This is a genomic window from Sulfurovum sp. MH2-6, from assembly GCF_058374785.1.
This window is the reverse complement of the sequence record NZ_CM178170.1, coordinates 2,111,350-2,126,573: the sequence shown is the minus strand read 5'-3', so window position 1 is coordinate 2,126,573 and position 15,224 is coordinate 2,111,350. Positions and strand designations below refer to the sequence as shown.

The 15,224-nt window shown below is 46.4% G+C and carries 15 protein-coding genes; 10 read left to right on the top strand and 5 right to left on the bottom strand.

The window, feature by feature from the left end; all coding sequences use genetic code 11:
- Window position 1: 1 nt before the first annotated feature.
- The 4 genes from queA to hemW are packed head-to-tail and all read right to left on the bottom strand — an operon-like array spanning window position 2 to window position 3,745.
- A complete protein-coding gene (gene queA, locus AC4JOV_RS10770) occupies window positions 2-1,045 on the bottom strand; it encodes a tRNA preQ1(34) S-adenosylmethionine ribosyltransferase-isomerase QueA (protein WP_229937586.1) in 1,044 nt (347 codons plus the stop codon).
- A gap of 3 nt (window positions 1,046-1,048) precedes the next feature.
- Complete coding sequence (gene tatC / locus AC4JOV_RS10765) at window positions 1,049-2,134, bottom strand: twin-arginine translocase subunit TatC (RefSeq protein WP_256444106.1); 1,086 nt, start codon at window positions 2,132-2,134, stop codon at window positions 1,049-1,051.
- Entirely contained in the window at window positions 2,134-2,652 is a 519-nt protein-coding gene (gene tatB, locus AC4JOV_RS10760) for a Sec-independent protein translocase protein TatB (RefSeq protein ID WP_229937587.1), read from the bottom strand. Before tatB ends, tatC begins: the two co-directional genes overlap by 1 nt.
- A gap of 37 nt (window positions 2,653-2,689) precedes the next feature.
- The gene (hemW, locus tag AC4JOV_RS10755) at window positions 2,690-3,745 is read right to left on the bottom strand and encodes a radical SAM family heme chaperone HemW (protein WP_229937588.1); all 1,056 of its coding nucleotides are present in this window, start codon (window positions 3,743-3,745) and stop codon (window positions 2,690-2,692) included.
- A gap of 97 nt (window positions 3,746-3,842) precedes the next feature.
- Here hemW and AC4JOV_RS10750 point away from each other — a divergent pair, with 97 nt between their 5' ends.
- From AC4JOV_RS10750 to AC4JOV_RS10705, 10 genes are all read left to right on the top strand, one after another.
- Window positions 3,843-4,319 carry an RNA pyrophosphohydrolase gene (locus AC4JOV_RS10750; protein ID WP_229937589.1) on the top strand — a complete coding sequence of 159 codons (477 nt, stop codon included), beginning with the start codon at window positions 3,843-3,845 and terminating at the stop codon, window positions 4,317-4,319.
- A gap of 19 nt (window positions 4,320-4,338) precedes the next feature.
- A complete protein-coding gene (locus AC4JOV_RS10745; RefSeq protein WP_229937590.1) occupies window positions 4,339-5,547 on the top strand; it encodes an aspartate kinase in 1,209 nt (402 codons plus the stop codon).
- Window positions 5,548-5,551: 4 nt separating this feature from the next.
- The gene (locus AC4JOV_RS10740; protein WP_229937591.1) at window positions 5,552-6,100 is read left to right on the top strand and encodes a HobA family DNA replication regulator; all 549 of its coding nucleotides are present in this window, start codon (window positions 5,552-5,554) and stop codon (window positions 6,098-6,100) included.
- Window positions 6,097-6,720: a DNA polymerase III subunit delta' gene (locus AC4JOV_RS10735; protein ID WP_229937592.1), complete on the top strand. Its 624-nt coding sequence runs from the start codon at window positions 6,097-6,099 to the stop codon at window positions 6,718-6,720. Before AC4JOV_RS10740 ends, AC4JOV_RS10735 begins: the two co-directional genes overlap by 4 nt.
- Window positions 6,721-6,824: 104 nt before the next feature.
- Window positions 6,825-7,970 (top strand): dihydropteroate synthase, encoded by a 1,146-nt coding sequence (gene folP, locus AC4JOV_RS10730; protein ID WP_229937593.1) that lies wholly within the window; start codon window positions 6,825-6,827, stop codon window positions 7,968-7,970.
- Window positions 7,967-9,913, top strand: a complete 1,947-nt coding sequence (ligA, locus tag AC4JOV_RS10725) for an NAD-dependent DNA ligase LigA (protein WP_229937594.1) — start codon at window positions 7,967-7,969, stop codon at window positions 9,911-9,913. The genes folP and ligA overlap by 4 nt, the downstream gene beginning before the upstream one ends.
- Before the next feature lie 136 nt (window positions 9,914-10,049).
- A complete protein-coding gene (locus AC4JOV_RS10720) occupies window positions 10,050-10,931 on the top strand; it encodes a DMT family transporter (protein ID WP_229937595.1) in 882 nt (293 codons plus the stop codon).
- A 95-nt stretch (window positions 10,932-11,026) separates the two neighbouring features.
- A complete protein-coding gene (tlyA, locus tag AC4JOV_RS10715; protein WP_229937596.1) occupies window positions 11,027-11,752 on the top strand; it encodes a 23S rRNA (cytidine-2'-O)-methyltransferase TlyA in 726 nt (241 codons plus the stop codon).
- Window positions 11,743-12,549 carry a bifunctional riboflavin kinase/FAD synthetase gene (locus AC4JOV_RS10710; RefSeq protein WP_229937597.1) on the top strand — a complete coding sequence of 269 codons (807 nt, stop codon included), beginning with the start codon at window positions 11,743-11,745 and terminating at the stop codon, window positions 12,547-12,549. Before tlyA ends, AC4JOV_RS10710 begins: the two co-directional genes overlap by 10 nt.
- Window positions 12,546-13,313, top strand: a complete 768-nt coding sequence (locus AC4JOV_RS10705; RefSeq protein ID WP_229937598.1) for an alpha/beta hydrolase — start codon at window positions 12,546-12,548, stop codon at window positions 13,311-13,313. The genes AC4JOV_RS10710 and AC4JOV_RS10705 overlap by 4 nt, the downstream gene beginning before the upstream one ends.
- Window positions 13,314-13,361: 48 nt before the next feature.
- Here AC4JOV_RS10705 and AC4JOV_RS10700 read toward each other — a convergent pair whose 3' ends face one another.
- Complete coding sequence (locus AC4JOV_RS10700) at window positions 13,362-15,209, bottom strand: diguanylate cyclase domain-containing protein (protein WP_491522152.1); 1,848 nt, start codon at window positions 15,207-15,209, stop codon at window positions 13,362-13,364.
- Window positions 15,210-15,224 lie beyond the last annotated feature (15 nt).

Genomic DNA, 15,224 nt, shown 5'->3' with positions numbered 1-15,224 from the left:
TCTATAGAATAAGCATTGCATCTCCATAGGAGAAAAATCTATATTTTTTCTCTACAGCTTCTTTATATAATTCTAACGTTTTTTCTCTTCCAATAAAAGCCGATACCAACATAATCAGTGTACTTTTAGGCAGATGGAAGTTAGTGAGTAGGTGTGTAACACGGATCGGAGGGTTATGCGGATTAAGGAAAAGGTCACACTCCCCCTCTTTTTTACCGGTACGCACGTAGTACTCTATCGTTCGAGTCACCGTAGTTCCGATCGCTAGAAGCGGTCTCCCGCTATCCAGAACGTCGGCCGCTTCATCACTGATAGAGAAAAACTCAGAGTGCATCGGGTGATCGAGGATATTGTCGCTCTCGACAGGCTTGAAGGTCCCTGCACCCACATGCAGTGTGACCTTGTGTGTTTTATGTCTCTTCTGCATCGCTTCAAAAAGTGCTGGCGTAAAGTGCAGGGATGCGGTAGGGGCTGCCACTGCACCTGCATGCCGGGCAAAGAGGGTCTGGTAGTCTCTCTCATCCTCTTTGTTGTCCTCCCTCTGCATATACGGCGGCAGAGGGAGATGACCGATTTTGTCCAGAAGTACGACAAGTGCTTCAAAACGGAGCGGTATCTGATCCTGTGAAAAGGTCACGGTGCGGCTTCCGTCTTCATGAAGCTCCTCCACTGTTGCAACCACTCCTTCATCAAAGATCAGTCTCATCCCTGCCTGTACTTTACCGCGGATCAGTACGAGTGACCGGTAGGCATCGAGTGATTTGTTAAAGAGGAGTTCCACTTTTCCTCCGCCCTGTTCGCCGATCTTCTCTTTGTGTCCGAAAATACGTGCTTTGATCACACGGGTATCGTTCAAGAATACATCGCACTCTTTTGGGAGATACTCCAAAAGGTGTGCAAAAGTCGTATGCGTGATCGTATCACTCTTCCGATCATAGACCAGAAGTTTGGCGCTGTCTCTCGGATAGACGGGTTTGGAGGCTATGAGCTCCTGGGGGAGTGCATAGTCGTAATTTTCAGTGATGAGTTCTGCTGTCGTTGCCAAAGATTAACTGTCCTTACGCTCTGTTACTTCTTCTTCCTCATCCTCATCCTCTTCTTTATGCGGATTCACCATACGTACGATGAGAATGGAGACACCGTAAAGCAGGATAAGCGGGAATGCCATCAGAAGCTGTGTCAAGACATCCGGCGGTGTAAGCAGGGCAGCCAGAACGAAAATGATAAGGATTGCATATTTGAAAAAATCCTTGAGCGTTTTGTCTGTCACAAGACCGAGCAGTGCCAGGAAGTAGGCAAATACAGGAAGTTCAAAGGCAATACCGAACCCTATCATGATCTTGGCAAAGAAGCCTACATAGTCTTCGATGTTGATCAGCGGTGTATAGAGGAATGAACCGAAAGTGATCAGGAACTGGAATCCGAACGGTGTGACCACATAGTAGGCAAAGAGTACACCGATAAAGAACATGAGCGATCCTCCGACAACAAACGGAATGATCATCTTCTTCTCATTGGCATAGAGTCCCGGAGAGACAAAGAGCCAGAGCTGGTAAAGGATGAACGGCAATGCCCCGAGGATCGCAGCGAAGAAGGAGACTTTCAGTGCTACGAAGAAAACCCCTCCGATCTGGTGTGTCGTTACCATCCCTTCAAAGGTCTTCTTGGAAGCATTCTCTACAGAGTGGTTGACATCATCCAGGAGCGTAATAAGCTTGGCTGTTGCCGCAGCTGTTTCCTTCGCTGAAGTGGCTGCATCCTTGAGAAGTGCAGCAAGCTCCGGGTTGCTCTGCTTGGTTGCCACCTCAGAGGCCTGGCTTAGGTCCTCATGAAGGCTCTCTGCTGACCGGGAAGCCTCCTGTGCATAGGCCTGGGCACTCTCCGGCTGATACTCAGGCGTTTTAATCTGCACTTCAGTCGCATTGCCGTCATGCTGTATCTTCCACTCAGAGGTACTTTTGCTCTCTATCACCAGACCGACCTGGGTCAGTGCGTCATTCAGCGGCTGGGTAACCCATGCAAGAATGTATTTGTGGAAAGTAAATGCGATCGCAAACATGATAAAAAGAGAGATAACCGAAAGCCCGAGGCGTTTGCGGAGCTCTACTAAATGCGGACGGAGATCTTCAAACATTAAGCATCCTCACTTTTATCTTTTTTCTCTTCACTCTCAGAACTTCTTGGTGTTCTGTCTGCCTGCGCATAAGGGTCCGGTTTTTTCGTCGGCTTCTTTTTTATCTGCGTGTGCTCCTGTTTCGGTTCGACCGGTGTAGCGATCCCTTCATCACTCTTTGATGCCGCATTTTTTGCCTGTGCTTCAATCTGTTGTCTGTGTCTTTGTGCCGCTGTCATCTCTGAAGCCTCTTTATCCGCAACAAAATCTTCACCGAAGTCCTCCAGGCTCAGGTTCTTAAAGCCTTTGAGCTCATCCGTGGCATCGGTCAGCTGTTTTTTGTAATTCATTGCTTCATCTTTGAGGTCAGCGATCTTCATCTCCTCTTCGAGTGAACTTTTTGCCTCACCTACCGTCTGTTTTACACTTTTGATAAATTTTGCTATCTCCACCATTGCCTGAGGTAATTTGTCAGGCCCCAGAAAGAGGATGGCAACGATAGCGATAAGGACTAACTCAGTAAATCCGATTCCAAACATAAAATGCCTTCTTTTTTAATTGTTGTATTTTAACCAATTATCCTAAAATATAGAGTGCCAGTTCATCACTCAAAAAGTAATTCTCATTAAAGTAACGGCTCCCCTCAAGACGTAATTTATTTTCCTTCACAAGGGTAGTTGCCTTTTTTGTCATTGACGCATCCAGCAGTGACGTCTCTATGCCTATATTGCTGCGCAGACCCAGGAAGAGCTTTTCGGTCAAAAGATCATCAGCGCTAAGTGCTTCTTCACTGATCTGTAGAGGCTGAGTGATATAGGCCTGGATATCCTGTTGCGGATAGAAGCGGCGCTCTTTGAGAAAACCGACGGCACCTGCACCTGCACCGATATAGTCTTTGAGTTCCCAGTACCCTTTGTTGTGTCTGCTTTGGTAACGTCCGAAGTTTGAGATCTCATAATGTGAGAAACCCCGTTTTTTGATCTCTTCGGCAACAAAAAATGCCAGCATCTCATTCTCCTGTCTGACTTCGGGTGTTTGCGTGAACTTGGTACCGTCCTCGATCGTCAGTTCATAGGCAGAGATATGATCGATGGGAAGTGCAAAAGCCTGTGCTATATCGGAGTGAAGCAGGGCTTTGGTATCACCTTGGTAGTTGTAGATCAGGTCCAGTGAGAGGTGTTCGATCCCAAGTTCATGCGCATGGGTGATCGCCTCTTTTGCCTGATGGGGAGTATGGGCCCGGTTGAGCGCTTTGAGCTTTTGTGCATCGAAGCTCTGTACTCCGAAGCTCACCCTGTTGATCCCCAGTTCCTGCATACCCTTAAGCCACGCTTTTGTTGCAGAGTTGGGATTGGCTTCAGTAGTGATCTCTGCATCCTTTCTCAGGTAGGGTTTCAGGAGTGCGAAGATCGGTTCATAGAGTTCGTGTGCTACGGTAGAGGGGGTACCGCCTCCTATGAAGAGTGTCTCTATGGACGCTTTTTTTGCGTCAAAACGTTCAAGTTCAAACGCCAATTGTCTGTGAAGCGCCTGCATATATGCTTTTCTGGTATCAAACTTATCCACGTAGGAGTTGAAACTGCAGTAGTGACATTTTGAGTCACAATAGGGGATGTGAAGATAAGCAAGCAAATTACACCTTTTGGAGTCTTTTCAAAACTGAATATAACTCTATTTTAGATAAAATTTTATCAGAAAAATTTATTTAAGTTAAATTGTGGATGAGAAGATGCAGACAAAAAAGCGATATCGCCCAAATGTTGCAGCAGTCATACTCTCCTCAAATTATCCAGAAAAGTGCGAATTTTTTATCGCACATCGAAGTGATATTAAAAATGTTTGGCAATTTCCGCAGGGGGGTATCGATGACGGAGAGACTCCTTATGATGCTTTGCACAGGGAGTTGCTTGAAGAGATAGGGTGTGCTGAAGTTGAGGTGCTGGGAGAGTTCCCCGAGTGGATCACCTATGATTTCCCCGATTCAGCCAGAAGCAGGAAAGTCTATCCGTATGACGGACAGACCCAAAAATACTTTCTGGTGCGTCTCAAAGAGGGTGCAACGATCGATCTGAACGCATATGATATCCCGGAATTTGAAGAGTATGACTTTGTTGCATATGAAGATGTGTTTAAGAAGGTGACCTATTTTAAACGTAAAGTCTATCGCAGAGTGATCGACTACTTTAAAGAAGAGGGTTTAATTTAAAATTTGAAAAAGGTAAAAGATGTTAATCGTCCATAAGTATGGTGGAACTAGTGTTGGCGGTTTGGACCGTATTGAAAATGTAGCGTCCCGTGTGATCAAGGCACGTAAAGAAGGGCATGATCTGGTAATCGTTGTTTCGGCGATGAGCGGTGAGACCAACAAGCTGGTAGGATATGCAGAGCACTTCAGCAGTAAGCCTGCAAAAAAAGAGATGGATATGCTGCTGAGCTCGGGAGAGAGAGTGACCGCTGCACTCCTTTCGATCGCACTGCAGGCACAAGGCTATGATGCGGTGGCAATGACGGGAAGACAGGCAGGGATAGTGACGGATGATGTCCATACCTATGCACGTATCGAAGAGATCGACCCTACACCGATGAAAAATGCGATCGCTGAAGGAAAGATAGTGATCGTTGCAGGGTTCCAGGGGATTACCAAAGAGGGTAATGTCTCTACACTCGGACGTGGCGGTTCGGATCTCTCTGCTGTAGCGATCGCAGGTGCGATCGGGGCAGACCAGTGTGAGATCTACTCGGATGTAGACGGTATCTATACGACCGATCCGCGTATTGAACCGAAAGCAAAGAAACTGGATGTGATCTCATATGATGAGATGCTGGAGCTTGCGAGTTTGGGCGCGAAGGTATTGCAGAACCGTTCTGTAGAGTTGGCGAAAAAATTGAATGTGAAGCTCTATGCAAAGAGCAGTTTTAGTGACAATGAAGGTACATTGATAGCAGAGGAGAGTGAAAATATGGAAGCAGTATTGGTAAGTGGTGTTGTATTGGACAGAAATCAGGCAAGAGTAACACTGAGAGGTGTATCAGACAAGCCTGGCATTGCAGCTGAGATCTTTACGATGTTGGCGGATAACAATATCAATGTAGATATGATCATCCAGAATATGGCTGCTGCAGACGGAGAGACGAACCTCGGTTTCACGGTTCCTCAGAGTGAACTTGAAAATGCAAAATCGGTGATCGAAAAGTTTGACCATGATATCAAAGGGATGGACTTTGATGAGAATATCTGCAAAGTGTCGATCGTCGGTGTAGGGATGAAATCCCACTCAGGTGTGGCTGCAAAAGCATTTGCAACAATGGCTGACAACAATATCAATATCCAGATGATCTCAACCTCTGAGATAAAGATCTCTATGGTGATCAATGAAAAGTACGGTGAACTGGCGATCCGTGCACTACACGAAACCTACGGGTTAGATAAGTAATCCCGTGCAAAAGCTCTTAAAGTGGACACTGGACACAATCCGGGAGAAAGAGAGTGCTTTCTCATGGATGGAAGAGCACCGTTTTGCATGGGCTCCTCTTGTCAACAGTGCAGTATCTCAGATATTGGAAGGTAAAACCGTATTGGTGATGACCGATGAGTCCCGCCAATGGTTTGGAAAGTATATACTCCAAAAGGTCAATGACCTTGAAAAACACCGTCCTCTTTTACCGTTCTATCCACTTGGCGGGTGTTTCCCCCATCTCTATACTGTGAAGTCAAAAGAGGATATCCAGCTTCTGGAAGATATGTTGGATATCTCCTATCCCAACGGGTACTATATCTGGTATATCGGAAAAGGTGACCACGCTGCTACCAAGGTCGCCTATAGAAATGACGACAATTTTTTGTGGTTGATGGATGAAGAGGCACAAAACAGTTTCCATCTTCGCAGTTCCGATCCGCTTTTGGATATCAAGCTTCTACAGCTTTACAGACTGTTTGACGAAACGCTTTCAGCGGCACTTTTCGGTGATCTAGATATAGAGTTATGAGCAGATTAGAACTCACCAGCCAGGTATTGATCACTTCTCAGATCGAAGAGACGATCAAAGCGCTTGAAGCGCTGCAGAGCGATGAGCGTATTGTCAAGATCGTCAAAGAGGATAACTTCCTGGTAGAGGATGCAGCACTGGCTATAGAGAAAGCCTATCTGGCCAGTGAAGAGATCACCGTCATTATCCTCGCAGCACGTCTTTTCAGCCCTGTCGTACAAAATAAACTACTCAAAGTGATCGAAGAGCCTCCGCCAAATAAAGAGTTTATCCTGATCACCCCAAGCAAGGCCACGATACTTGCCACGATACGTTCACGCCTGCCGATTCATGTCCTCAGTGATACCGCTTCACATGAAGCGTTGGGGTTGGATGTTTCGCAGCTCTCCCTGGAAACCGTCTATCCGTTTGTACAGGAGCATAAACGCACCGCTGCGAATGAGATGAAAAAGATCGTAGAGGGGATTTCCAAAGAAGCTATGCGTTCTGAGAAGTTCAATCTTGATGAGAAGACACTGAATCTCTTCTCCAATGCCTTTGTGGCACTTGATATGGGATCGCCGCCTTCATTTGTGCTCAATACACTGCTTTTGAAGCTGCTGGCAAAGAAAAAGCGCTAAAACGATTCAATGCGCTGCATTGAAAGTGAATAATTAATAGTGAAGAGTGAAGAGTTGCGGTATGCTTTTAGAGAAAAGCAAGCTATTGACAGGAGATCATACGTATGCAAATCTATAAACTTGGTGAAATTAAAGATAAAGAAGCCGCCCTTAAAAAGTTGGGCGTAGAGAGTGGGGGTGCCTCCATTATGGCGAAGAAGATGGAGTTGATGCACTTCTACATTAAAGATCTTAAAACCCCGGCAGCCAATATCCTGAAACAGGATGCGTTGAGTATCGGTGCAGAGTTGGCGGTACCCGGCGGCGTGATACTCTGCGAGAAACCCACCTATGACTGTATCCTGATAGGCACGAAAAAGCATATCGAGATACTCTCGCGAAAAGAGCTTGCCCAGCCTTTCGGGCTGAAAGCACTGGCAGGTGAACTGAAGAAGTTCCTCTCCAACAAAACCTACCCGACACGTATCATGGGGATCATAAATGCCAATGATGACAGTTTTTTTGAGGGAAGCAGATTTGTAGCGGGTGATGCCATCGTTCAGTGTGAAAAGATGATAGCAGACGGTGCGGAGATCATCGATATCGGGGCAGTCTCTTCCCGCCCAGGTTCCAAGGAGGTAAGTGCCGAAGAGGAGCTGGAACGCGTCAAACCGATCTGCGATGCGATACGCGAGCAAAAACTCTATGAAAAAGCGCTCTTCAGTATCGACAGCTATATGCCAAGTGTTGTGGAGTATACCCTGAAAAGCGGATTTGGTCTGATCAACGATATCACCGGTGCCAGTGATGATGAGATCATCAAACTTGCTGTGAAATACAAGGCTAAGCTCTGTATCATGCATATGCAGGGTACGCCGCAAACAATGCAGAAAGAGCCCTGCTATGAGGATGTAACCGCAGAGGTCAGTGCTTTTTTTGAAGCGCGTATCGCCAAGTGTGAAGCGATGGGAGTGAGCCGTGAGCAGATCATCCTTGATGTAGGTATCGGGTTCGGAAAGAGCCTGGAACACAACCTCACACTCCTGAAAAATATGCATCACTTTACCCACTTTGGCTGCGAAGTGCTGATAGGGGCGAGCAGGAAGTCAATGATCCATAAGATCATACCGACACCGACAGAGGAGAGACTGCCTGGGACACTGGCGATCCACCTCAAAGCAGTGGAGAACGGCGCGAGTATCGTACGCTGTCATGATGTAGCGGAACATAATCAGGCAATCAAAGTTTTAGAGGCAATAAGAGAGATATGACAAACGAAACGTATAAGCAAAAAGTAGAACAATTAAAAAAATGGGCATACGCCTACTATGTAGAGGATAATCCTGTCGCCAGTGATGAGGAGTATGACAGACTCTATCATGAAGTATTGGACTACGAGAATGCACATCCGGACGAAGTAGCGGAGGACTCGCCGACAAAACGTGTAGGAGGGGTCATCCGTGAGGAGTTCAGCAAGGCAAAGCATATCAAGCGTATGTGGAGTATGGAGGATGTCTTCGATCGTGATGAGGTCGTAGAGTGGCTGGAGCGTGTGGAGAAGAATATAGGAGCGTGCGAGTACTTCTGTGAACCCAAGTTTGACGGGGCAAGTATGAATTTGCTCTATGAAGGAGGGAAGCTTGTCCGTGCGATTACACGTGGAGACGGTGTGATCGGAGAAGAGGTGACAGATAACGTCCGTACGATCCGGTCCGTCCCGCTTACGATCGACTATGAGGGGCTGATCGAGATACGCGGTGAAGTGGTGATCCGTAAAGATGACTTTGAGAAGATCAATGCAGAGCGTCTGGAAGCGGGGGAGAGCCTCTTTGCCAATCCTCGTAATGCCGCAGCGGGAAGCTTGAGACAGCTTGACAGCTCTATCACGGCTAAACGTAGACTGGTCTTCTATCCCTGGGGATTGGGAGAAAACGCCCTGGATCATCGTAAACTGTCAGAGAAGATGGCGTATGTCTACTCTCTAGGTTTTTTGGAGCCGCCGTTTGCCCAGGATTGTCAGGGGATCGAAGAGATAGAGGCATTTTACCGGATGCTGATCGCCAAACGTGATGAGATACCGATGATGATGGACGGGATGGTTCTCAAAGTCGATGAGGTGGAGAAACAGGAGGATCTCGGATATACCGTGAAGTTTCCCAAGTGGATGTGTGCCTACAAGTTCCCGGCGATCGAGAAGGTGACCAAGATCAATGCCATTACCCTTCAGGTTGGCCGTACGGGTGTAGTGACCCCGGTAGCAGAGATCGAACCGGTCAATATCGAAGGGGCGATGGTCAGCCGTGCTACGCTCCATAACTTTGATGAGATCGAGCGTAAGGATATCCATATCGGTGACAGTGTGATCATTATCCGAAGTGGAGATGTGATCCCGAAGATCATCAAGGTACTGGAAGACCGTAGAGACGGATCAGAAGAGAAGGTGACACGTCCTACCGTATGTCCGACCTGCGGGAGTGAGCTGCTTGATGAAGGGGCATTGATCAAGTGCCAGAACCTTCACTGTTCGGACCGTGTGATCAACTCTATCATCCACTTTGCGCGCAAAGGGTGTATGAATATCGATGGGTTGGGAAGCAAGATCGTAGAGCTGCTGGTAAAAGAGGGGATCATCAAGGATATTCTCGATCTCTACTCTATCAAGTACGAAGAGCTGGCACATCTTGAAGGGTTTAAAGAGAAGCGTATCAACAACCTTATCAATGCGATCCAGGCGACCAAAGGGGTACCGCTCTACCGACTGATCAATGCGATGGGGATCGAGCATATCGGTGAGGTGGCGAGTAAGGCATTGGCACTGGAGTTCGGGTTGGGTATCACTGAGGTGACACTGGATCAGATTATTGCGATAGACGGCATCGGAGAAGAGATGGCCAACTCGCTGTTGGAGTTTATGCGGGTGAATCATGACTTTGTATTGGAGCTCTTTAAGACGATCCAGCCGACCGTGGAAGAGAAAGTAGAAGCGGAAGAAAACCCGTTCAAGGGTAAGACGGTTGTCCTGACAGGAACGATGAGCGAGAGCCGCGGAAAGATCAAAGAGATGCTGGAAAGTCTCGGCGCAAAGGTAAGCGGTTCAGTCAGCAAGAAGACCGACTATGTGATCTACGGTGAGGATGCAGGAAGCAAGCTGACAAAAGCTGAGAGTCTTGGCGTGGCAACGCTGACCGAGGATGAGATGAAAGCGATGCTCTAAGGAGTATCATCTAAAAATGGAATAGCCATTTAGGTTGGATGATCTGCTAAAAAGAGTGATCACACATAAATGTTTCGGTACTTAAACATCTAGCAGGTTTTTTGCATTATAATTGCGAAAAAATTCAGGAACCGTGATGCCCAAGAGTCAAAATAGTACCCGTTATCTGATCGGTATGATCGTTGCAATGCTGTTGTGGGGGATGGCCTGGACCGCAGGGAAGATGGCTGCAGCACATGCGACTCCGCAGGTGGCGGGTTTCTGGCGTTATGCCATCTCGTTTTTAAGTATCCTTCCCGTGATCTGGATGATGAAGATTCCATTCAAAACAGATCTCAAAGGGGTATTTTATATGATTGCTGCGGGGCTTTTGACCGCTCTTTTCAACTACCTTTTCTTTGCCGGGCTTGTGCATGGAGAGGCAGGATACGGCGGAACGATGGTAACGGCACTCTCTCCGATTGTAACTTATCTAATCTCCATTGCATTTTTGGGTGTTGCCGTAGCCTTCTGGCAGATCGTTGCGCTTACTCTGGGGATAGCGGGTGCGTTGATACTGCTTAGGGTTCCCTATGAGGGGTTGGGATTTTTAACGCTGGAGAGCATCTACTTCCTGGGGTGTGCCATTGTATGGGCAGTGGTTACGATCTTTGCACAAAAAGCATCGCATAGAGCCCACCCGATGTTTTATACAACGGTGGTGTTTGGTGTCGCAGGATTGACCAATATGCTTTTTGCACTTCCGTATCACCCCTTTGATGTTGGTTCTTACGACAGTACATTTTGGTGGACGATGATCTTTATCGGATTGTTTCCCGGGACATTCAGTACAGCGCTCTACTTTATCTCTGCAGGGAAGATAGGCGCACACAATACCGGTGTGTTTATGTTCATTGTCCCGGTTGGGGCTATCGTATCGAGTTGGATTGTTTTTGATGAGCAGATCGCAATGTCGACGATTGTAGGATGTCTGCTTGCCTTTGCGGCCGTGTCGCTCTTTGGTATCAAAAGAGGATAAAAGCGCGCTATATCTCGAGGGTTTATCTGTTTGAATGATATAATAACCGATATTTTACTTTTGAGTTAAAAAATTTTGAAAAAAAGAAAAGAATCATGAGATTAGATAAATACCTCGTTGAAGAGGGATATTTCGAGAGTCGTAACCGTGCATTGGATGCGATCAAAGCAGGCAAGGTGACTGTGGATGGCAAGAAGGCCAAGGCTTCACAGAAGATCACGCCTGAGAGTCAGGTGGATGTTGAAGATGAAAAGTTCTATGTGAGCCGTGCAGCCAGAAAACTTGAAAGCTTTCTGGAGAGCTATCCGATGGAACTTGAGGGTAAAAGAGCATTGGATATCGGTTCCAGTACGGGAGGATTTGCCCAGATACTGCTCGAAAACGGTGTGGGGTCACTGACCTGTGTAGATGTGGGAAGTGATCAGCTGCATATCTCATTGAGAAGTGATAGAAGACTCTCTCTGCATGAAGAGACGGATATCCGTGACTTTGATGATGAGACGGCCTTTGAGGTAGTCACCTGCGATGTCTCCTTTATCTCCATTCTACAGATCATTGATGCTATCGACAGATTAAGCAGTAGAGATATCATCATCCTATACAAACCGCAGTTTGAAGTAGGCCGTGAAGTGAAGCGCGACAGCAAAGGGGTTGTGCAGGACAGTGATGCGATCCGTAAGAGAAAAGAGGAGTTTGAGGCTTATGCCACGAATCTTGGATGGGAAGAGAAGTATCAGACCGCTTCAGCGGTAGCTGGCAAGTCAGGCAACCAGGAGTATCTCTATCATTTTGTCAAACCGGAGCAAAAGCAGTGCACTTGACCAACCAGATCAAGTCCATCGCTATCGGGTCGTTTGACGGTATTCATAAAGGACACCGGACACTGATAGCGCAGGTGGATGCGGTCGTGATCATTGAGAGAAACGGCGGTTATCTGACCCCGGGGTATAAGCGCAGCTGCTATACCGATAAGCTCTGTTGTTTTTACCACTTTGATAAGATCAAGGGATTAACTCCTGAAGCATTTGTGGCAAGACTCCTGGAGGATTTTCCTCTGCTTGAAAAGATCGTTGTGGGGTATGATTTTCATTTCGGAAAGGGAAAATCGGGGAATGCCGTACGCCTAAAAGAGCTTTTCAGCGGTGAAGTAACAGTCGTGGATCAGGTCTCCCATGAGGGGATTCCTGTACACTCCCGTACGATCAAGCAGTACCTCAGAGAGGGGAGAGTCTCTATGGCCAATGCACTTCTGGGAAGAAGCTATGAGGTTGAAGGAGAGGTGATCAGAGGGCAGGGGATTGGCAAAAAGTCTTTTGTTCCCACGCTGAATCTCTCGATTGATCATTATCAACTCCCTCTTGAAGGGGTCTATGCCACCCGTACAAAACTGGGGGATGTATGGCATGATTCGGTCAGTTTTGTGGGAAACCGTGTGACGACAGACGGAAACTTTGCGGTTGAGACACATATCCTTGATCAGCAGATCGAGAAGATACACAGCAGTGTATCGCTTATGTTTTTGGATCTTATCCGGATCAATAAACGGTTTGAGAGCTTTGAAGCGTTGAAAATACAGATTGATGCGGATATTGAAGAAGCAAAAGTGCTATTGGGATGAAGCAGCTCTTTTTGACGCTTCTTGGCTCTTTTTTGCTGATCTATATGGCCGGTGTTCTGCTGCTTTATATCTTTCAAAGCAGTTTTATCTACTACCCGACTCCGGTGATAAAACACCCATTCCCCGAAAAAACCTTTGCACATGATGGTGAAACCATCAAGGTGATCACCCTGAATGAGGGAAAGCCAAAGGCCATTGTATATTTTGGCGGGAACGGTGAAGCCGTTGCTTACAGCAGTGAAGGTTTTTCGGAAAGTTTTCCTGACCATACCGTCTATCTGGTCAACTATAGAGGATACGGCGGCAGCAGCGGTACTCCGACGCAGGCAGGATTATTTGATGATGCACTCTATCTCTATGATAGGATCAAAAAGGATCATCGGGAGATCACTGCTGTCGGGCGAAGTTTAGGCTCCGGGATCGCAGTCTATCTGGCCTCACAAAGAGAGGTTGAAAAGCTGGTGCTGATCACACCGTATGAGAGTATCCAGAGTGTTGCGCAAGAGCTGTATCCTATTTTCCCTATGGCACTGATATTGAGAGAGAGCTATCGCAGTGTGGATTATGTGGAAAAGATCAGTGCAAAAAAGACACTGATAGTGATTGCCGAAGAGGATAAGGTCATCAATCCAAGCCACGCCTATAGGCTTGCTGAGAAGTTTGTTCCTAAGGAGATCACGATTAAAGTAATAGAGGGGAGAGGACACAATACCATCTCCCATGATAAACGTTACTACACTCTTTTAAAAGCATTTATAGAGTGAAAAGGATGTTGGTCAGAGTTGTTTTGCCCTTGAGAGAAGCAGGAGCGTTTAGATCATATAATTGAATATTTCATTCTGAGGCGTATGGTCGAGACTATACCCTTGGGGATTGGATTGTGAATATTCAATGCGGTTCTTACCGCTTCTTTTTGCACGGTACATTGCCTGATCGGCTGCTTCGAGCAAACGATCGGAATCGGTTCCGTCATAAGGATAGATCGAAGCACCGATACTCATCCCTATCGTGATCTGTATTCCATTGATGACACAAGGGGTCGTGGTAATCTGATTGACCCTTTGGAGTATACTGTCCAGGTATTGAAAATTTTCAAGTTCTTCGATCAGGATAACAAACTCATCTCCACCAAAACGACAGACGGTATCCTCTTTTCTAAAAATATCTTTTAAATAGTGGCTGACGCGTTTCAAGATCTCATCACCTACGGTATGCCCGTATGTATCATTGATCGGTTTGAAGTTATCCAGGTCACAGAAGATGAGTCCGATATGTTTCTCAAAACGTTTCGCATGTTCAATGGCATGCTCCAGTCTGTCATTGAGCAAAATTCTGTTTGATAGCCCGGTAAGCGGATCATGTGTGGCCAAATAAGCCTGCGTACGCGCATCTTTACGGTGCAGTGTAACATCGGAGAAGACAGCAATGAAGTTTTCTATCTCTCCCTGGTTATTTTTGATCGTATTGATACTGAGCCATGCGATGTAGGCCTCCCCGTTTTTTTTACGGTTGGTGACCTCCCCCTGCCAACATCCCTCATCGTGTAATTGATGCCACATCTTCTGATAGAACTGCTTTTCATGGTTACCTGATTTGAGAATATTGGGGTTTTTACCAAGGATCGTATCTCTATCGTACCCTGTGATCTGGAGCGCGGCATCGTTGATCTGGACGATATTGTTTTTTGCATCGGTAATCACAACGCCATCCATCGTATGTTGGAAAACAGCCGAAGACATCTCCAGGGATGTACGGTTATTGCTGTTATGGATTGCGGAACCGACAATGGAGGCAGCGGTACCCAGCATCTCGACATTGGTCTCCTGAAGTACTTCGGAGTGCCCGTTTCCTATCCCCAGGAACCCCCACCACTGCTCCTGCACAAATATGGGAAGTATCAGCAGGGAGTTGATTTTGAACATATTGAGAAGTTTTGTTTTTGACTTGTCATAATCGTTCTTGTTGCCATTGATCAACTGATTTTTTTTCAGTCTGTTTTTCCATCGCATAAGATGGTGCTTCCGGTAGTGAATACTCTTCTTTCCTTTGGCTTTTTCATTATCGTTAATATAAAGCAGTTGATGGGCAGAAGAACAGGTTTTATCATGTTCATTTTCATAAATGAAGATACAAGAGGCCTTAGCCGCATCTTTGAGATTTTTCATCTCCTGATGGACGGCTACCATCCAGTTGGGCTGCTGTAAAAAACTATAGGACATTTCATTGATCGCATGTAGAATGTTTTCTTGCCGTTGCAGTTCATTACGGGCTTCTCTTTTCTCCACGATATCATGATGCAGTTGTTGTATCGTTTTGGAAAAACTTTTCGCTTCAAAGGGCTTCGAGAGAAACTGGTTGACCCCCAGTTCGATCGCTTTAAGCAGGATATCCCGCTTTTCAAAGTCGGTGAAGATAGCAATCTTCACATCCTCATCTTTTTTCCGTATCTCTTCTACCATCTGCAGGCCATTCATTCGCGGCATATTGATATCAGATAAAATAAGATCAGGGTGATATGTTTTGTAGTGGGATAAGCCTTCTATACCGTCTGATGCAAGATAGATTTCATCTGCATAGGGTTTTAGCATATGATGTAGTATTGATATGGTAGTTCTATCGTCATCGACAATCAATATGCTCATGGCTCGGATCTCTTCCATCTGAATATTTTAATA